Below are 17,828 nucleotides of genomic sequence, written 5' to 3' on the forward strand. Positions count from 1 at the left end.
ACAATAATAACGAGGACAACCATGAGCCCGAACCGCGCGACACGTCCCTTCCCGTTGGCCCTGATGCTGACGGTCGGCGCACTCCCCTTGCCCGCCTTGGCCACCGAATCCGGCGTCGACAACATCGGCCCCGGCACCGACGGTTTCTTCGTCCTGCCGCTGGACGTCGACAACCTTCCGGAAAACATGGTCGCGTTCAACCTCTACTACAACCACTACAAGGCGACCAAGCTCAACATCAGTTCCCTGGGCGGCAAGGTGCCGAACGTCGAGATCGAGTCCACCGCCGTGGTGCCGCGCCTCGATTACCTGAGCCCGGTGCGGGTGCTCGGCGGGCGGCTCGCCGGTTACGTCGCCCAGCCGTGGATGAAGCAGGAAGTGGCGGCGTTCGGCCTCAGCGACACCCGCGAGAGCATGGGCGACACCACGTTCGCCCCGATCATCCTGTGGGACATGGGCAAGAACCTCACCCTCGGCGCCGCCGTGGAGATCACCGCGCCCACCGGCGAGTACGACGCCGAACGCCTGGCCAACACCAGCAACAACTTCTGGACGTACAAGCCACTGTTCTCGTTCACCTGGCTGCCGACCGAGCGCACCGAGCTGTCGATGAAGACCACCTACAGCTTCAACGAAAAGAACAAGGACACCGACTACAAGTCCGGGCAGATCTTCCATTTCGATTATTCGGCCAGCTACCGCGTCACCGACAACCTGCGCCTGGGCGTCAACGGCTACTTCCTCAAGCAGACCACCGACGACAAGCAGTTCGGCCACACCGTGCAGTTCGCCGGCGAAGACGTGAACGACGGCGTGCGCGGCAAGGTGTTCGCCATAGGTCCTGCCCTGTATTTCACCTTTCTCAAGTACGCCAGCGCGGAGATCCGATGGGCCAAGGAGTTCGACGTGGAAAACCGCCCCGAGGGCGAAATGCTCTGGGCCAAGATCAGCATTCCCTACGCGTTCTGAGGCACGCGGCCCGGCTTGCGGACAAGGTGTCGGCAGCAGGCGCAACAAATCGCCACACATGCCGGCCACCGACACCTTCGGCAGACTCGCCAACGCCGGCATGAGTGCGTATAACACCGCCCGTTTCGTCTAACCTGACGTTGCGCCTGGCTTCTTCGCGGGCGCTTCGATTGCGACGCTCATGAAACGGAGAATTCCATGCTCAAACGTACCCTGGCACTGACCGCTGGCCTGGCCCTGACCTTTTCCTCGCTGCTGGCGAACGCCGCCGAGGTGCTGCGGGTCAGCGCGATCCCCGATGAAGCCCCCACCGAACTGCTGCGCAAGTTCGAGCCGCTGGGCAAGTACCTGGAACAGCAACTGGGCATGGAAGTGAAATTCGTCCCCGTGGCGGACTACCCGGCGGTGGTCGAAGCGCTGGCCACCGACCGCCTCGACATGGCCTGGCTCGGCGGTTTCACCTTCGTCCAGGCCCGCCTGAAGACCGACGCCACCACCCCGGTGATCCCGCTGGTGCAGCGCGAGCAGGATGCGCAGTTCACCAGCAAGTTCATCACCGCCGACCCCAACGTCAAGAGCCTGACTGACCTCAAGGGCAAGACTTTCGCCTTCGGTTCGGTGTCGTCCACCTCCGGCAGCCTGATGCCGCGCTATTTCATGCTCAAGGACGGCATCAAGCCTGAAACCTACTTCAGCCGCGTCGGCTACTCCGGCGCCCATGACGCCACCGTCGCCTGGGTGCAGGCCGGCAAGGTCGATGCCGGCGTGCTGAACGCCAGCGTCTGGCAGAAGCTGGTGGACGCCGGCAAGGTCGACACCGCCAAGGTGAAGGTCTTCGCCACCACCCCGGCCTACTACGACTACAACTGGACCGTGCGCGGCACCCTCGACCCGGCCCTGGCGGCGAAGATCAAGAAGGCCTTCCTCGCCCTCGACCCGGCCAACCCCGAGCAGAAGAAGATCCTCGACCTGCAGGCCGCCAGCCGTTTCATCGAGACCAGCCCGGACAACTACAAAGGCATCGAAGAAGCCGCCCGCGCCGCCGAACTGCTGAAATGACCCTGCGCCTGACCCAGGGACGCCTGCACCACGACAACGGCGTCCACGCCCTGCAAGGCGTGGACCTGCACATCGGCGCCGGCGAGCAGGTGGCGATCATCGGCCCGTCCGGGGCCGGCAAGTCGAGCCTGCTCAACGTGCTGGCCACCGCCGTGCAGCCCAGCGGCGGCGAACTCGACGTGCTCGGCCAGCGCGCCTGGCAGCTGTCCGCCGGTCAGCGCCAGCGCCTGCGCGCCCGCATCGGCCTGGTGCACCAGGCGCCGCCCCTGCCGCCCCGGCAACGGGTGGTGACGGCGGTGCTGGCCGGCAAGCTCGGCCAGTGGAGCCTGTTACGCAGCCTGGTCAGCCTGCTGCATCCGCTGGACGTGGCCGGCGCCCGGGCGGCGCTGGCGAAACTGGATCTGAGCGACAAACTGTTCAGCCAGTGCCAGCAACTGTCCGGCGGCCAACTGCAACGGGTCGGCATCGCCCGGGTGCTGTACCAGGCGCCGGAAGTGCTGCTGGCCGACGAGCCGGTGTCGGCGATGGATCCGGTGCTGGCCGGGCATACCCTGTCGGTGCTCTCGCGCCATGCCCGCGAGCACCGGGTCACGCTGGTGGCGAGCCTGCACGCGGTGGAGCTGGCGCTGGCGCACTTCCCGCGGATCATTGGCCTGCGCGAAGGCCGGATCCTGTTCGACTGCCCCGCCGCCGAGGTGGACCGCGAGCGGCTCGACGCGCTCTACGCCAATGAACAGCTGCAATCCCCGCCGACGGTCGTGCCGCCCCTGACCGTGCAGATCCCCCGATGCTGAGCGCCGATTCCCGCGACCCCGCCGCCTGGCCGCGCCTGCTGCTGACGCTGCTGGCCGTCGCCCTGCTGTGGCCGGGCGTGCAGCTCAGCGAACTGGATCCCGGTGTGCTGCTGCGCGCCGACAGCCAAAGCGAGATGGGCCGTTTCGTGGCCGGCTTCTGGCCGCCGGCCCACGACGACGCGTTCATGCAACTGCTGCTCAAGGCCACCCTGCAGACCCTGGCCATCGCCACCGCCGGCATGACGCTCGCGCTGCTGTTGGCGGCGCCCGCCAGCCTGCTGGCCAGCCGTGCCCTGTCGCTGTCCGCCGCTTCGCGCGGCGGGCGTCCCGGGCGTTGCGGGCGCCTGTTGCGCTGGCCGGTGCGCGGCCTGCTGATCTTCCTGCGCAGCGTGCCGGAGATCGTCTGGGCCTTGCTGTTCGTGCGGGCCGTCGGGCTCGGGCCGGCGGCGGGCGTACTGGCCATCGCGATCACCTACGCCGGGATGCTCGGCAAGGTCTACGCGGAAATCTTCGAGTCCACCGACCAGCGCCCGGCCCACGCCCTCATGCAGGCCGGCAGCGGTCGCCTGGGCGCGTTCGCCTACGGCATCCTGCCCAACGTGGCGTCGGAGCTGCTGTCGTACACGGTCTACCGCTGGGAATGCGCGATCCGCGCCTCGGTGGTGATGGGCTTCGTCGGCGCCGGCGGGCTCGGCCAGCAGATCGACCTGTCGATCCGCATGTTCGCCGGCGGCGAAGTCGCCAGCATGCTGCTGACCTTCCTGCTGCTGGTGCTGGGCGCCGACCATCTGAGCCGCCTGCTGCGCGGGAGGCTGGCATGAGGCGCCTGGTCAACGCATTGCTGATCCTTGCCATCGGCTGGGCGGTGGTCGCCTCGTTCGCCTATCTGGAACTGGACCTGGCGGAACTGGGCAGCGCCGCCAGCCTGAAGCAGATGGGCGCCTATGTGCAGCGTTTCCTCAGCCCCGACCTGAGCGCCGGTTACCTGTCCGCGATCCTCCACGGCGCGCTGGAGACCCTGGCCATGTCGGCCCTGGGCACCCTGCTCGCCACCGGCCTGGGGCTGGTGCTGGCGCTGCCCGCCGCCGGACGTTTCGGCTGGCCGGGGCAAAGCGCCGCGCGCCTGCTGCTCAATGCCCTGCGGGCGATTCCCGAGCTGGTCTGGGCGGCGCTGATGGTGCTGGCCGCCGGCCTCGGCCCCAACGCCGGCACCCTCGCCCTCGCCCTGCACACCACCGGCGTGCTCGGCCGGCTGTTCGCCGAAGCGCTGGAGAACACCCCGCCGGAACCGGCCGAAGCCCTGCGCCGGCAAGGCGCCAACCCGGTGCTCGCCTTCTGCTACGGCACCTTGCCGAACCTGGCGCCGCAGCTGATCGCCTACTGCCTGTACCGCTGGGAAAACAACATCCGCATGGCCAGCGTGCTGGGCTTCGTCGGCGCCGGCGGCCTGGGGCAGATGCTGTACGTGAGCCTCAGCCTGTTCCAGGAAGCCCAGGCCAGCACGGTGATCCTGGCGATGCTGGCGCTGGTGTTCGCCGTGGACTCGCTGAGCGCCTGGAGCCGCCAGCGCTGGGTCAAGGCGTAGCGCCCGGGCCGCGCCTTCCCGTGATGGCGAGTGGATATCTGCGCGAAGCTGATTATGCTCAAGGAAACCTCGCCGCGACGCGAGGCTTTCCACCTGTCCACGCAGCATGCAAGCGCTTATCCGATTCAAGCCCCAGGGCCCGGGTACGAAAACGTTGAAGAGGTGCTCCGGCCTGACAACAAAAAGCACGACGGAGAAGACCCATGGCGGCAATCGACGACAGCAGCACAACGCGGCAGGGCATCACCAAGGAGGAGCGCAAGGTCATCTTCGCCTCGTCCCTGGGCACGGTGTTCGAGTGGTACGACTTTTACCTCTACGGCTCATTGGCCGCGATCATCGCCAAGCACTTCTTCGCCGGCGTCAACGAGACCACCGCGTTCATCTTTGCCCTCCTCGCGTTCGCCGCCGGCTTCGCCGTGCGTCCCTTCGGCGCCATCGTGTTCGGCCGGCTGGGCGACATGATCGGCCGCAAGCACACGTTCCTGATCACCATCGTGATCATGGGCGTCTCCACGGCGGTGGTGGGCCTGCTGCCGGGCTACGCCTCCATCGGGGTCGCGGCACCGATCATCCTGATCAGCCTACGCCTGCTGCAAGGCCTGGCGCTGGGCGGCGAGTACGGCGGCGCGGCCACCTACGTGGCCGAACATGCGCCGAAAGGCAAGCGCGGCTTCTTCACCTCGTGGATCCAGACCACCGCGACCCTGGGCCTGTTCCTCTCGCTGCTGGTGATCCTCGCCTGCCGCACCGCCTTGGGCACCGAAGCCTTCGAGGCGTGGGGCTGGCGGATCCCGTTCCTGCTGTCGATCCTGCTGCTGATCATCTCGGTGTACATCCGCCTGCAACTGAGCGAGTCGCCGGTGTTCCAGAAGATGAAGGCCGAAGGCAAGGCGTCGAAGGCGCCGCTGACCGAATCCTTCGCCCGCTGGGAAAACCTCAAGGTGGTGATCATGTCCCTGCTCGGCGGCACCGCCGGGCAAGCGGTGGTCTGGTACACCGGGCAGTTCTACGCGCTGTTCTTCCTGTTGCAGACGCTCAAGATCGACCCGCAGACCGCCAACCTGCTGATCGCCGGTTCGCTGCTGATCGGCACGCCGTTCTTCGTGATCTTCGGCAGCCTGTCCGACCGCATCGGCCGCAAGGGCATCATCATGGCCGGCTGCATCCTGGCGGCGCTGACCTATTTCCCGATCTTCCACGCGCTGACCCAGTACGGTAACCCGGACGTCTTCGCAGCCCAGGCGAAGAACCCGGTGACGGTGGTCGCCGCCCCCGGCCAGTGCTCGTTCCAGTTCGACCCGGTGGGCAAGGCGCGCTTCACCAGCTCCTGCGACCTGGCCAAGACCGTGCTGGCCAAACGGGCGATTCCGTACAACAACGAGAAGGCCGAACCGGGCACCGTGGCCCAGGTGAAGATCGGCGACAAGGTCATCCAGAGCTTCGAAGGCGGCAACCTGCCCGCCGCCGACTTCAAGACCCAGAACGACGCCTTCACCGCCAGCCTCGGCGCCGCGCTCAAGGACGCCGGCTACCCGGAGAAAGCCGACCCGGCCAAGACCAACTACCCGATGGTGCTGCTCCTGCTGACGGTCCTGGTGATCTACGTGACCATGGTCTACGGCCCCATCGCCGCGTGGCTGGTGGAGCTGTTCCCGGCGCGGATCCGCTACACCTCGATGTCGCTGCCCTACCACATCGGCAACGGCTGGTTCGGCGGTTTCCTGCCGACGGTGGCGTTCGCCATGGTCGCGGCCACGGGCGACATCTACTACGGCCTGTGGTACCCGATCGTGATCGCGGTGATGACCGCCGTCCTCGGCATCTTCTTCATGCCGGAAACCAAGGACCGCGAGATCCATCACAGCTGAGCCCGACGACTGCCCGCTCCCGCCGGGAACGGGCAGGCGCCGCGCCTAGCGCAGTAGCCAGCGGGCCATCAACCGGTGGCTGCGGGGCACCAGCCAATAGACCATGTTGAAGGAAATCAGCCCGGCGACGAGGGCCTTGAACAGCCACTCCGGCACCCGCAGATCCCCCATCTCCAAGACCGCCGCCAGCGCCCAGGGCATGGACACCGACAGCGGCCACACGATCAGCCACGACAGCAGCCATTGCTTCCAGCGCGCCGCCTCCACGCTCATGGCTGCTGCCGGCGCAGCACGGCGCGCCGGTAGATCCGGTCGCGCGCCACGATCATCGGATCGGCGCTGGCCGCAATGCCGTCCGTCAAGCGCCCGGGGCTGAAGTCCAGACGCTGCTGGGCCGCTTGCTGCTCGCCGGCGGGCAGCAGCGCATCGAGGGTGAAACGGCCCAGCTCGACCTCACGGCGGTTCCTGGGCCAGGGCAGCGAACCGTCGGCCACGGCATCCCCCGGCGCCGCCAATTGCGCGATCAGGCGCAGCGTCACCGGCCCCTTGGCCAGCCGCGCCGCCAGTTCCTCCTGCAAGTAGTCCGCCGGTCTTGCGGCGGCTTCGGCCTCGCTCAAGGTCGGTTCCGGCGCCAGCGGTTCGATGCGGTAACGAACGGCCTGCTCCTTGCCCTGACGGTCGCTGAACACCAGCGCGTTGACGCCGAAGTAGTCGATGCCGACGAAACTGGACGGTGCAGGCTTAGGCGCCTCCAGAAACTGCCGGGCCCTCGGGCGGCCCGCCAGAAAGGCTTGCAGCGGTGCCGGATCCGCCGGGGCGGCGACGTTGGCGGCGATGCCCTGCAAGAACCCCAGGAAGTCTTCGGGCGTGGCCACCGGGAAGCCGTCGAACGAGTGGGTCACGATGTCCGTGAACGTCCCGTCTGAAAGGCTGAAGCGCACCGCCAACCCGCGCGGGCTGGCCAGCGGATCGCCGTCCGCCGTCGCCGGCACGCCGCTGAAGTTGGAGAACCGCAGCACCACCGGCACTGCCTGGCCCTGCCAATGTTCAGCGCGGCTCAGGCCCGCCGCAGCCGCCGAGGCGACGAAAGTGCCGGTCACCAGCACACCTTTGGCGTGGGTCGCGCGAAAGCCGGGATGGTGGCCGAAGGTCGCCTGCAGCGCATCGAGCAAGGCGTCATAGAGTGTGTCCTCAGGCACGGAAGCGCTCCTTGTGGTGGACGGGGACAGGTCGGCGGCGAAGGCCGGGGACGCGGCCAGCGCCCCCGCCAGCAGCGCGACAACAACGGGTCGGGTCGCTCGCATCGGGCTCACGCCTCACGCTGGCCAGGGTTGAGGGCGATGTGCTTGTACTCGACGAAATCGTCCAGCGCCGCCACACCGTTCAGCCGCCCCTGCCCCGACTGCTTGAAGCCGCCCTCCTCGAACTCGTCGTAGACCACCGCCCAGTCGTTGACCCACACGGTGCCGGCCTCCAGTTCACGGGCCACCCGCAGGGAACGGTCGCCATCCCGCGTCCAGACACTGGCCGCCAGGCCGAACTCGCTGCGGTTGGCCAGTTCGACGGCCTCGGCCTCGCTGTCGAACACCTGCAAGGTCAGCACCGGGCCGAAGGTCTCCTGCCGGACGATGGCCAGATCCGGGTCGCTGACCCGCAGCAGCGTCGGGCGATAGAACGCGCCCCGGGCCAGCGGTCCGTCGGTGACCGGGCCACCGCGCACGATCACCTGCGCCCCGGCGGCGATGGCTTCCTCCACCGCCCGGTCGACCCGCTGCACGTTGGCCTTGTCGATCAACGGCCCCATGTCGCTGGCCGGATCCGCCGACGGTCCGACCCGCACCGCGCTCAGGCGTTCGGCCAGGCGCTCGGTCAGCGCCGTGGCGATGTCCCGCTGCACCAGCAGGCGCGAGCCGGTCATGCAGAACTGCCCGGCGAACACGGTCAGGGCCTTGACCAGCACTGGCACGACGGTCTCAAGGTCGGCATCGTCGAACACCAGCATCGGCGTCTTGCCGCCCAGTTCCAGGCCGAAGCGCTTGAGGTGCTGCGCCCCGGCGGCGGAGATGGCCCGGCCGGTACCGGTGCTGCCGGTGAAGCTGATCACCGGCACGTCGGGCGACTCCACCAGGTGGATCGAACCGGCCGCGCCCTGCTCGCTGAACAGGTTCACCGCGCCACGGGGCAACGACGGCGCTTCGCTGAGGATCTTCGCCACCAGCGCGTTGGTCTGCGCGGTCTGCCCCGGCATCTTGACCACGGCGGTGCAGCCGGCGGCCAGCGCCGGGGCAAGCGAGCGGATCATCAGCACCACCGGCGAGTTCCACGGCACGATGATCCCCGCCACGCCCACCGCCTGGCGCAGCACCAGCGAGATCCGCCCTGGCTTCGGCTCGGCGGCGCGGCCGTATTCGGTGCGGGCCAGGCCCGCGTAGTAGCGCAGCTTGGACGGCACCATGGCGACCTCGAAGCCGGCCTCGGGACGGATCTTGCCGTTCTCCAGCGCCAACGTGTCGATGAGCGCTTCGGCGTGGCGCTCGAAGGCGTCCGCCAGTTCCAGCAAGGCACGGGCGCGCCAGGCGCGGTCGTCCTTCCACGGGGTGTCACGGAACGTCCGGCGAGCCGCCGCGATGCCCAATTGCGCTTCGGCCAGGCCGCCTTCGGCATAGCGGCCGATACGTTCGCCGGTGGCCGGGTCGAAGGAGTCGTGGTGAACGCCGGAGTCCAGCCAAAGGCCGTCGATCCAGTTCAAGACCGGGGTGTTGTTCATGGGTAAAGTTCCTTGGGATAGCTTCTTGGGATAGCTTCTTGGGATAGCTTCTTGGGGTCAGGCGTAGAGGCCCGCGATGTGTTCGGCGGTGGCGATCACGGTCACGTTGGTGGCGACCGAAGGCACGTCAGGGAAGATCGACGCATCGACCACCCGCAGCCCTTGCGTGCCGATCACCCGCGCTTGCAGGTCGACCACGGCATGGGCGTCCCCCGGCCGTCCCATGGGCGCGGTGGAGGTCGGGTGGTGATAGGTGTCGAGGGTGGCGCGGGCGCTGGTCAGCAGGGCCTCGTCGGAATCGTTGCCCGGTCCCGGGTTCAGCTCGGCATGGATCATCACGGCCAGCGGCGCGGTGGCGCCGATCCGCCGCGCCAGGCGGATGCCGTCCAGCAGGCGCCGGCGGTCGGCGGGCTCGGCGAGGAAGTTCAGATCGATGTCCGGCGCGGCGAACGGATCGCGGCTGGCCAGCTTCAGCCGGCCCCGCGACAGCGGCCGGGTCAGGGCCACCGCGAGCACGAAGCCGACCTGGGTCGGGCTCTGCTCATGGGGAAACAGGTGGGTGGCGGTGATGTGCAGATCCAGCTCGCCGGGTGCGGCGCTGCGGCTGTGGGTCCACAGCTTGGCGCCGATGGCCGGCGACTGGCGGCCGATCAGGTCCGGTTTGGCGGCGTAGGCGTTGTAGTAGAACGGATGGTCCACCAGCCGCTGCCCCACCGGCAGCTCGGCCACCTGGGGGATCTGAAGGGCGCGCAGGTCGTCGCCGGGGCCGATGCCGGAACGCAGCAGGATCGCCGCGCTGCCGTAGGTGCCCGCCGACAGGATCACTTCACCCGCCGGCAGGCGCTCACCGTTGGCCAGTTGCACGCCGGTCGCCCGCGTCCCCTCGAACAGCACTTTGTCCACCAGGCTGTCGGCGCGGATCTGCAGGTTCTTGCGGGCCCGCACCTCGTCGGTGAGGTAAGCCATGCCGGTGTTGACCCGAACGCCGTCGACAATGTTCATCGGGTACGGGCCGACGCCGTTGGCCTGGGCGCCGTCGAAGTCGTCGACCATCCGGTAGCCGTTGGCGACCGTTGCGTAGATGAACGCCTTCTGCATCGGCGTGACGTCTGCGGTGGACAGTTGGCGCACCGGCAACGGCCCGTCATGGCCGTGGATCGCGCTGGCGCCGCCGCTGTGGCGTTCCAGTTTCTTGAACGCCGGCAGCAGCTCTTCAAAGCTCCAGCCCGGCAGGTTCCAGCGCCGGAAATCCTCGCGGCGGGCGCGGATCGCCACCGCGCCGTTGATCGCCGAGCTGCCGCCCAGCACCTTGCCGCGCAGGGCGCCGATGGGGTGCCCGACATAACCCGGCCGGGCCGTATAGCCCCACTCGAACTCACGGTTGCCGTTGGCGCCGACGATGTCGCTGCTGGCCACGGTCGCGGGATAACGGTCCGGCGCATAGCTGTGCCCCGCCTCCAGCAACAGCACCCGCCGCTGGCCGTTTTCGCTCAGGCGCCGGGCCAGCACCGCGCCGGCCGAACCGGCGCCGACGATGATCACATCGACCGGCGCCCGCGCACCGGCCTTGGGGTTGTCGGCGGACTCCAGCGCCTGGGCCAGACCGCCCGCCGCCAGCGTGGCCGCCGCCACGACGCCACCGGCCAGCACGGTGCGGCGGGCAGGATTATCAAGGGTATCGTTCATTGCGTTTCTTCCCTGTCAGGCGTCGAAGCGCGCCTGTCGCCCGCCAGCTTAGGGAAGGCCCGACAGGCCCATAAGCCGCAGAAAAACGAATCGCGGTTTCGCTTTTTCCGAACGGTTCAGCGGCGGGCGGCGGCGTGGTCCGCCAGCATCCGTTCCCACGGCGGCGGGTTGCCGAGCCGCTCGCCGAGGAAGTCGGCCAGGGCTTGCAGCTTGGGCGACGCCCGTTGAGACCTTCGGTACACCATCGAGATGCTGCCCCCGCGCGGCGCGTGGGGCGCCAGCACTTCCACCAGTTCGCCGGAGACGATGTCGGGCGCGGCGAGAAAGGTCGGCAGGATGGTCAGGCCCAGCCCCGCCCTGGCCGCCGCCATCAGTTGATGGCCGCTGTTGGTGCGCATCCGGCCGCGCACCCGGAACGACTCCAGCCCAGCGTTCACCGGCAGCGTCCACATGCCGTGGGGCTCGCGGTTCACGTAGTGGATCGCGAAATGCCGGGGCAATTCCTGCGGGGTCTGCGGTGTGCCATGGGCGGCCAGGTACGCGGGGCTGGCGCAGATGATGTGGCGGTTGGCGGTGATGGTCTTGGCCACCAGCGAGGAGTCCGGCAGTTCGCCGATGCGGATCGCCGCGTCGTAGCGTTCTTCGTGCAGGTTGACCCGACGGTCGTCGACCTCGACGTCCAGCCGCAACTGCGGATAGCGCGCCGCGAAGTCCGCCAGCACCGGGGCCAGGTAGCGCACGCTGAAGGCCATCGGCGCCGCCAGCCGCAAGGTGCCGCTGACGCTGGCGCCGAACGCCTGCACCGCCTCTTCGGCCTCATCGACTTCGGCCAGGATCCGTTGGCAATAGCGGTAGAACACCTCGCCGGACTCGGTCAGCCGGGCCTGGCGCCCGCGTTCAAGCAGCGTGCTGCCCAGGCGCTTCTCCAACTGCGCCATGCGTTGGCTGACCATGGACTTGGCGGCCCCCAGTTGCCGGGCGGCTTCGGACATGCTGCCGGTGTCCACCACGGTGACGAACGCTTGCATCTCGTTGAGTTTGTTCAAGGCCGGCCTCCAAAAGCCGCCCATCCTGCGGTTCGGCCGGCACGCCCGCCAGAGGCGAAAAACGGTCCGCTGCGTCCCACACGGCGAACCTTTGCGCTTGTATAGTGGGCGTCCCTCGGCCAAGCGAATGCCCCCCGTGCTGGACCTCAATGACCTGCAGTATTTCGTAATGGTGGTGGACCACGGCGGCTTCGCCCCGACGGCGCGGGCCCTGGGCATTCCCAAGTCCAACCTGAGCCGGCGCATCGCGCTGCTGGAAGAACGCCTGGGCGTGCGCCTGATCACCCGCAACAGCCGCCACTTCACCGTGACGGAACTGGGCCAGACCTACTACGCCCGTTGCCGCGCCATGCTCAAGGAAGCCGAAGCCGCCGAGGCCGCCGTGGCCCTGACCCACGCCGAACCCGGCGGTGTGCTGCGCGTCACCTGCCCGACCACGCTGCTGGAAGAATGCGTCGGCGCCCTCATCACCCGTTTCATGGCCGAGCACCCGCGGGTGGAGGTGCACCTGGACGCCTGCGACCGTCAGGTGGACGTGGTCGCCGAGGGCGTCGACCTGGCCCTGCGGGTGCGCCCGCCGCCCCTTCAGGATTCGGACCTGGTCAGCCGGGTGCTGTCGCAGCGCCCGCAGTGCCTGGTGGCCAGCCCGGCGCTGCTCTCGCGCCTGGGCGAGCCTCAGGCGCCGCAGGACCTGGCGCGTTTCCCCAGCGTCCACCACGGCAGCCCGCAGCGCGACTACAGCTGGACGCTGTTCCACCAGGACGGCGCGGAGTTCACCCTTGCGCACCGCCCGCAACTGATCACCAAAGGCCTGCCGATGCTGCGCTGCGCGGCCATCGACAGCATCGGCGTGGCGCAGATGCCGATGTCGCTGGTGCACGACTTCATCGAACGCGGGCAACTGGCCGTGGTGCTGCCAGACTGGACGCCGCGCACCGAAATGATCTACGCGGTGTTCGCGACCCGTCAGGGCATGCTGCCGTCGCTGCGCAAGCTGATCGATTTCCTGGTCGAGCAGTTCAGCCTGCTGGACGACCCGATGCGGGGGATGCGCGCCCTGCCGCCGGTGTGAGCGCAACGCAAAACGCCTGAATCGGGGCGGCGTTATTTCGATTGGTTCCACGGGGTCGGGCCGCCAGCGCCAGCGAGGCTTTTTTCTTGGGAATCAACCGGTTGAGTCACCTTCCCAGGCGCTGATGGCTCCGTCGGCCAGACAGCGTGACCCGCCGGTCACTACCGTTCGGCGCTTTTTCTGGCAGGCCCGCCGAATCGGATCTAGGGTTGCGTTGCCAGCGATATGCCAGCACGTCGGCCACCGTCCTCCGGACGCACGCCAGGAGCAGCACTGGAAAGGAAAACAGGGATGTCTCTTTTGCCTGCGCAAGCACGCGCAGGCTCGCGGACCGTTCGAGCGATCCCTGTGGTTCGTGGCTTTCTATCAAGGACAGAAAGATGACCGACGCACAGGCGCGTTCCACCCCCTTGTCGCTGCGACACCCCCTCGCGACCGCCCCGCAGGCCAGCCCCGACGGCTTCGGCTGACGCCGCCTGCCCCTGAGGCGACGGCCGTGCCCCGCACGCCCGCGCCCTGCCCTTTGATCGGATCCGGACGGACCGGCCCGCGCCGCCAGGAAAGCTCACTGAAGCCTTTCTTGCGCAGGCGTTCGGCCTGACCGCCAGGAAAGGCCCCCTGCACGACAGGGGACAGTGTGCACACCCATAAGGAAACCTTCGGCATGAGCGACTCGAAGCCTCACATCATTCCCCCTTACGGGGTCGCCATCCAGAGCGCGATCACGGACGGCAACCTGCAGAAAATGAAGAGTTTGTTGAAGCAGCGCGATTCAACGAAGCCTGAAGCCAAGGAGCTTACAACCGCGTACGAAAAACTGGCCCAGGAAGTGTCCCGTCTGGAAAGACCCTAAGGCCATCACCCGCATTGCAATGGAGGCAATCACCATGTCTGGTTCTGTTTCGCAACACAACGTCGGCCTGTTCCCGGTGTGCTACCGGATCGGCACGGGCCAGCCCGGCGCGCAAAGCCTGGCGCTCAACCTGCTGATCTCCACGCCGCAGCAGGAAGTCACCGGCACCGCCGCCGTCACCCAGGCGACCAACCCGCCGCTCGACGTGCACTCCGATGTCTGGGGCGAGTACACCTACCTGACCGTCATGAAGCCTGGGGTCAGCAAAATCCTCATCACCGCCCAGGGCAACCACGGCGGGCCGGGCTCAAACAGCATCGTCAATTTCAGGGTGCACCTGGTGGTCGGCACCGACTGGAAGGAAGGCGTCGCCAACTACCAATACCTCAACGGCACCCAGTGGGTTGAGGTCAACAACGTGCCGGCGCACCTGCAACCGGTGCCGTCCCATGTGCTGCCGCCGTTCGAGCCGGGTCCTGTGATCGAGCCGTACCGCCCGATCATGCCGCTGTACGCCGCGCCGATCCAAAGCGCCATCGCCGCCGGCGACCTGGCGCAGATGAAAAACCTCGCCAAGCTCGGCAAGCAGCAACTGGAGCAGTTGCCGCAACTGCGCATCGCGCTGGAATCCGCCAAGAAAGAACTCAGCCAACTGCTGAGCCGCTGATCGGCCACCGGAACCGTCATTCACTTTAGGGAGCAGCATCATGTCGATCGGACTTTTCCATACCCGCCTCATCGTCAGAAACGATTTGCTGGGCGCACCGGTCCTGACCCTGGATCTTGTCGTCAACACCGTCTCCAAGAAAGTCAGCGGCGTGGCCAGCGTCTTTCAGAGCACCTGGCCGCCGGTCAACTTCCACGCCCGGGTCTGGGGCAACTACAGTCAGCTCAAGCTGGCGCCTTCGGCCGAGCACCACATCATCCTCGACCTCGCCGGCAGCCCCAGCGGCCCGCTCAGCCAGATCGCCCAGACGTTCCACCTCAAGGGCCTGTTGGGCGACGACTGGGCCAGCGGCTTTGCCGATTACCGCTACGAGTACGAGGGCCAGTGGAATGTGGTGAGGCACGTTGCGGTGCATCAGGCGCCCAGCGTCGAGGTCAAGCCGGTGCCGCATCCGCACATCCCGCTGTATGCCGTGGCCGTGCAGCATGCCCAGGCCGGCGGCGACGTGGCGCAACTCAAGACCGTGGTGCAGCAGGGTGAACAGCAAGTGGCCCACGAGGCCTCGCTGCGCAGTGCCCTGGAGCAACTGAACGCGGAGATCGCCCGACTGGAAGCGCGCTGACCGTCGCTCCCCGGCGGGGCCACGACGGCCCCGCCGGGTTCTGTCGCCCTCCCTCCGTGTCGCGCACGCGACCGTGCGCAAGGACCTGCCATGACAGACACCCTCCCTGCCCGCTACCTGAGCGAGTCCGACCTCAAACGCTACGTGCCGGTCCACGTGGTCTGGGAAATCACCCTGGCCTGCGACCTCAAGTGCCTGCATTGCGGCTCCCGCGCCGGCCACCGGCGCACCGGCGAGCTGAGCACCCGCGAATGCCTGGACGTGATCGACGCCCTGGCCGCCCTCGGCACCCGCGAGGTCACCCTGATCGGCGGCGAAGCCTACCTGCGCAAGGACTGGACGCAACTGATCCAGGCCATCCGCGACCACGGCATGTACTGCGCCATCCAGACCGGCGGCCGCAACCTGACGCCGGCCAAGATGCAGGCGGCGGTGGACGCCGGCCTCAACGGCGTCGGCGTGTCCCTCGACGGCCTCGCGCCGCTGCACGACGCGGTGCGCAACGTGCCCGGCTCGTTCGACAAGGCCGTGGACACCCTGCGCCGGGCGAAAGCGTCGGGGCTGGCGGTGAGCGTCAACACCCAGATCGGCGCCGCCACCCTGCCCGACCTGCCCGAGCTGATGGACACCATCATCGGCCTGGGCGCCACCCACTGGCAGATCCAGCTGACCGTGGCCATGGGCAACGCGGTCGATCATCCGGAGCTGCTGCTGCAGCCCTACCAACTGCTGGAGGTGATGCCGCTGCTCGCCCGGCTCTACCGCGAAGGCCTGGACCGCGGCCTTTTGATGAACGTCGGCAACAACATCGGCTACTACGGCCCTTACGAACACCTGTGGCGCGGCTTCGGCGACGAGCGCGTGCACTGGAGCGGCTGCGCCGCCGGCCAGACCGTGCTCGCGCTGGAGGCCGACGGCACGGTCAAGGGCTGCCCGTCCCTGGCGACGGTGGGCTTCTCCGGGGGCAACGTGCGCGACATGAGCCTGCACGACATCTGGCACTACAGCGAAGGCATCCACTTCGGCCGCCTGCGCTCGGTCGACGACCTGTGGGGCCATTGCCGCACCTGCTACTACAACGACGTCTGCCGGGGCGGCTGCACCTGGACGTCGCACTCGCTGCTGGGCAAGCCCGGCAACAACCCCTACTGCCATTACCGCACCCTGGAGCTGCAAAAGCGCGGGCTGCGCGAGCGCATCGTCAAACTGCAGGACGCCGCGCCGCAGTCCTTCGCCGTCGGGCGCTTCGACCTGATCACCGAGCGCATCGACACCGGCGAGCGGGTCAGCAGCGTCAGCGACAGTGGCCAAGTGGTCAAACTGGCCTGGCTCAACCAAGGGCAGAAATCCCCGGAGGAAGGCCGCATCCCCGAGCAACTGGCGCTGTGCAGGCACTGCCTGCAATACATCCACGCCCACGAGACCCTGTGCCCGCACTGCGACGCCGACGTGGCCGCCGCCGAAGCGCAGCACCAGGCCGACCGGGCCCGCCAGCAGGCCATCGTCAACACCTTGTCCGGATTGCTGGGGATCGCGCCGGGGACGTTGAGCTGACGATCGCCCGACGCCGTCGCGGCAGGCATTGGGCCCGTCGCGACGGCGCCGCCGTTCACGGGGCTGTCATGCCGGGCTGCTAGCGTGTGTGCGCTTCTGCGATCCACGCATCCTTCCCCGGCCAAGGCGACCCCAGGTGTTCTCAAGCACGACGCGACAGCACATCATCCTACGATCCAGCGACATGACCTGCGACGAGTTCGGCGCGGTCTTCTCCCGAATGTTCGGCAACCGCTATGCCGACACCCCGCCGCCGCCCAAGGACATCATCATCGGCGGCGTCTACGGCCGTCATGACGGCGTGAGCTTCCGGCGCATGCATTACCGGGGCGATTTTTCTGTGGCGTTTCCCGAGCCGTTCGATGAGATCACGTTCGTCCTGCCCACGGCGGGCAAGATCCTCTTCAGCCACCGCACCGAATCGGTGGGGGTCGCCCGCACCGGGCTGGCCATCGACAAGGCGGAGCTGCGCTCGATGCGGTTCATCGACAACCATGCCCAGCATGGCCTGTCGGTCAGCCGGGCGGCGCTGACCGAACGGCTGGCGACTCTGCTGGGCCGCCCAGTGACGCAAAGGCTGCGCTTCGAGCCGGTGGTGGCGCTGGACAGCCCGGCCTTCCAGGGCATCCGGGCGCTGATCGACCTGGCCACGGGTGCCGAGTTCGATCTGTTGCTCAACGCCGGCACGCTGATGCCGTCGCGCCTGCGGGACATGCTGGTGGACGCGGTGCTGGACGCCTGGCCCCACAACTTCACCCAGGCCCTGCGCCGGCCCGAATCGTCGATTGCGCCTCGGCCTGTGAAGCTGGCCATCGACTACCTTCAGGCCCATCCCGCCGATCCGGTCAGCAGCGCGGACCTGGCGCGCTTGAGCAACGTCAGCCTGCGCGCCCTGCAGGACGGGTTCCGACGGTTCGCGGGGATGTCCATCGTCGCCTATCAGCGCCGGGTACGGCTTGAGCATGCGCACGACATCCTGGCCCGGACCGGCGCGCCGTCGGTGACCGACGTGGCGCTGCGGTTGGGCTTCAGCAATGTGGGCAGGTTTTGCCAGTACTTTCAGCAGGCCTATGGCGTGAGCCCGGCGGCGTTGCGCAAAGGCTTGCGTCTGTAGGAGACGGGCTGCTGGTGATGGTGATGTCGGCAGTGCCGGCCTCATCGCTTGCAGGCAAGCTCCTACAGTTTTTGTGGTGTGCCTGGATCTTGGGAACCCCGACGATACCTGTGGGAGCCAGCCTGCTGGCGATAGCGGTGGGTCAGGCACCGGAGATGTCGGCTGTGAT

Annotated in this window: 17 protein-coding genes; 12 read left to right on the forward strand and 5 right to left on the reverse strand. The window is 67.9% G+C overall.

Features of this window, described 5'->3' with window-relative positions:
• The first annotated feature begins 21 nt into the window (after window positions 1-21).
• The 6 genes from CAG41_RS19855 (at window position 22) to CAG41_RS19880 (ending at window position 6,278) form a co-directional block, all read left to right on the forward strand.
• Window positions 22-969 carry a transporter gene (locus tag CAG41_RS19855; RefSeq protein ID WP_085585718.1) on the forward strand — a complete coding sequence of 316 codons (948 nt, stop codon included), beginning with the start codon at window positions 22-24 and terminating at the stop codon, window positions 967-969.
• A gap of 198 nt (window positions 970-1,167) precedes the next feature.
• Entirely contained in the window at window positions 1,168-2,028 is an 861-nt protein-coding gene (locus CAG41_RS19860; RefSeq protein WP_085695117.1) for a putative selenate ABC transporter substrate-binding protein, read from the forward strand.
• On the forward strand, window positions 2,025-2,822 hold the full coding sequence (locus tag CAG41_RS19865; protein ID WP_085585714.1) for a phosphonate ABC transporter ATP-binding protein: 798 nt from the start codon (window positions 2,025-2,027) through the stop codon (window positions 2,820-2,822). Before CAG41_RS19860 ends, CAG41_RS19865 begins: the two co-directional genes overlap by 4 nt.
• Window positions 2,816-3,643 (forward strand): ABC transporter permease, encoded by an 828-nt coding sequence (locus CAG41_RS19870; RefSeq protein WP_085632976.1) that lies wholly within the window; start codon window positions 2,816-2,818, stop codon window positions 3,641-3,643. Before CAG41_RS19865 ends, CAG41_RS19870 begins: the two co-directional genes overlap by 7 nt.
• Window positions 3,640-4,407, forward strand: a complete 768-nt coding sequence (phnE, locus tag CAG41_RS19875) for a phosphonate ABC transporter, permease protein PhnE (protein WP_085632974.1) — start codon at window positions 3,640-3,642, stop codon at window positions 4,405-4,407. Before CAG41_RS19870 ends, phnE begins: the two co-directional genes overlap by 4 nt.
• 203 nt (window positions 4,408-4,610) lie before the next feature.
• Window positions 4,611-6,278, forward strand: coding sequence for an MFS transporter (locus tag CAG41_RS19880; protein ID WP_085632972.1), 1,668 nt, complete (start codon window positions 4,611-4,613; stop codon window positions 6,276-6,278).
• Between the two features lie 45 nt (window positions 6,279-6,323).
• Here the strand turns inward: CAG41_RS19880 and CAG41_RS19885 are convergent, their stop codons facing one another.
• From CAG41_RS19885 to CAG41_RS19905, 5 genes are all read right to left on the reverse strand, one after another.
• Window positions 6,324-6,551 carry a hypothetical protein gene (locus CAG41_RS19885; protein ID WP_085632970.1) on the reverse strand — a complete coding sequence of 76 codons (228 nt, stop codon included), beginning with the start codon at window positions 6,549-6,551 and terminating at the stop codon, window positions 6,324-6,326.
• Window positions 6,548-7,477, reverse strand: coding sequence for a catalase family peroxidase (locus CAG41_RS19890; RefSeq protein WP_256575736.1), 930 nt, complete (start codon window positions 7,475-7,477; stop codon window positions 6,548-6,550). The genes CAG41_RS19885 and CAG41_RS19890 overlap by 4 nt, the downstream gene beginning before the upstream one ends.
• Before the next feature lie 110 nt (window positions 7,478-7,587).
• The gene (locus CAG41_RS19895; RefSeq protein WP_085632966.1) at window positions 7,588-9,045 is read right to left on the reverse strand and encodes an aldehyde dehydrogenase family protein; all 1,458 of its coding nucleotides are present in this window, start codon (window positions 9,043-9,045) and stop codon (window positions 7,588-7,590) included.
• Between the two features lie 57 nt (window positions 9,046-9,102).
• Window positions 9,103-10,731, reverse strand: coding sequence for a GMC family oxidoreductase (locus CAG41_RS19900; protein ID WP_085632964.1), 1,629 nt, complete (start codon window positions 10,729-10,731; stop codon window positions 9,103-9,105).
• Window positions 10,732-10,847: 116 nt separating this feature from the next.
• A complete protein-coding gene (locus tag CAG41_RS19905) occupies window positions 10,848-11,777 on the reverse strand; it encodes a LysR family transcriptional regulator (protein WP_085632962.1) in 930 nt (309 codons plus the stop codon).
• Window positions 11,778-11,904: 127 nt separating this feature from the next.
• Between CAG41_RS19905 and CAG41_RS19910 the strand changes: the two genes are divergently transcribed.
• The 6 genes from CAG41_RS19910 (at window position 11,905) to CAG41_RS19935 (ending at window position 17,659) form a co-directional block, all read left to right on the forward strand.
• On the forward strand, window positions 11,905-12,849 hold the full coding sequence (locus CAG41_RS19910; RefSeq protein ID WP_085585696.1) for a LysR substrate-binding domain-containing protein: 945 nt from the start codon (window positions 11,905-11,907) through the stop codon (window positions 12,847-12,849).
• 664 nt (window positions 12,850-13,513) lie between these two features.
• On the forward strand, window positions 13,514-13,702 hold the full coding sequence (locus tag CAG41_RS19915; protein ID WP_085707371.1) for a DUF1843 domain-containing protein: 189 nt from the start codon (window positions 13,514-13,516) through the stop codon (window positions 13,700-13,702).
• Between the two features lie 34 nt (window positions 13,703-13,736).
• Window positions 13,737-14,369: a DUF1842 domain-containing protein gene (locus tag CAG41_RS19920; RefSeq protein ID WP_085585692.1), complete on the forward strand. Its 633-nt coding sequence runs from the start codon at window positions 13,737-13,739 to the stop codon at window positions 14,367-14,369.
• A gap of 40 nt (window positions 14,370-14,409) precedes the next feature.
• Window positions 14,410-14,991 carry a DUF1842 domain-containing protein gene (locus tag CAG41_RS19925; RefSeq protein WP_085585690.1) on the forward strand — a complete coding sequence of 194 codons (582 nt, stop codon included), beginning with the start codon at window positions 14,410-14,412 and terminating at the stop codon, window positions 14,989-14,991.
• A gap of 90 nt (window positions 14,992-15,081) precedes the next feature.
• Entirely contained in the window at window positions 15,082-16,545 is a 1,464-nt protein-coding gene (locus tag CAG41_RS19930) for a GDL motif peptide-associated radical SAM/SPASM maturase (protein WP_085707372.1), read from the forward strand.
• 184 nt (window positions 16,546-16,729) lie between these two features.
• Entirely contained in the window at window positions 16,730-17,659 is a 930-nt protein-coding gene (locus CAG41_RS19935; protein ID WP_371917483.1) for an AraC family transcriptional regulator, read from the forward strand.
• The last annotated feature ends 169 nt before the right edge of the window (window positions 17,660-17,828 follow it).

This window comes from Pseudomonas sp. B35(2017), assembly GCF_002113645.1.
Classification (GTDB): domain Bacteria; phylum Pseudomonadota; class Gammaproteobacteria; order Pseudomonadales; family Pseudomonadaceae; genus Aquipseudomonas; species Aquipseudomonas ekonensis.

Excerpts from the sequence above, each read along its gene's own strand:
- CAG41_RS19855 (WP_085585718.1), top strand. The coding sequence starts at position 22 with ATGAGCCCGAACCGCGCGACACGTCCCTTCCCGTTGGCCCTGATGCTG.
- CAG41_RS19860 (WP_085695117.1), top strand. The coding sequence starts at position 1,168 with ATGCTCAAACGTACCCTGGCACTGACCGCTGGCCTGGCCCTGACCTTT.
- CAG41_RS19865 (WP_085585714.1), top strand. The coding sequence starts at position 2,025 with ATGACCCTGCGCCTGACCCAGGGACGCCTGCACCACGACAACGGCGTC.
- CAG41_RS19870 (WP_085632976.1), top strand. The coding sequence starts at position 2,816 with ATGCTGAGCGCCGATTCCCGCGACCCCGCCGCCTGGCCGCGCCTGCTG.
- phnE (WP_085632974.1), top strand. The coding sequence starts at position 3,640 with ATGAGGCGCCTGGTCAACGCATTGCTGATCCTTGCCATCGGCTGGGCG.
- CAG41_RS19880 (WP_085632972.1), top strand. The coding sequence starts at position 4,611 with ATGGCGGCAATCGACGACAGCAGCACAACGCGGCAGGGCATCACCAAG.
- CAG41_RS19885 (WP_085632970.1), bottom strand. The coding sequence starts at position 6,551 with ATGAGCGTGGAGGCGGCGCGCTGGAAGCAATGGCTGCTGTCGTGGCTG.
- CAG41_RS19895 (WP_085632966.1), bottom strand. The coding sequence starts at position 9,045 with ATGAACAACACCCCGGTCTTGAACTGGATCGACGGCCTTTGGCTGGAC.
- CAG41_RS19900 (WP_085632964.1), bottom strand. The coding sequence starts at position 10,731 with ATGAACGATACCCTTGATAATCCTGCCCGCCGCACCGTGCTGGCCGGT.
- CAG41_RS19910 (WP_085585696.1), top strand. The coding sequence starts at position 11,905 with ATGCCCCCCGTGCTGGACCTCAATGACCTGCAGTATTTCGTAATGGTG.
- CAG41_RS19915 (WP_085707371.1), top strand. The coding sequence starts at position 13,514 with ATGAGCGACTCGAAGCCTCACATCATTCCCCCTTACGGGGTCGCCATC.
- CAG41_RS19920 (WP_085585692.1), top strand. The coding sequence starts at position 13,737 with ATGTCTGGTTCTGTTTCGCAACACAACGTCGGCCTGTTCCCGGTGTGC.
- CAG41_RS19925 (WP_085585690.1), top strand. The coding sequence starts at position 14,410 with ATGTCGATCGGACTTTTCCATACCCGCCTCATCGTCAGAAACGATTTG.
- CAG41_RS19930 (WP_085707372.1), top strand. The coding sequence starts at position 15,082 with ATGACAGACACCCTCCCTGCCCGCTACCTGAGCGAGTCCGACCTCAAA.
- CAG41_RS19935 (WP_371917483.1), top strand. The coding sequence starts at position 16,730 with ATGACCTGCGACGAGTTCGGCGCGGTCTTCTCCCGAATGTTCGGCAAC.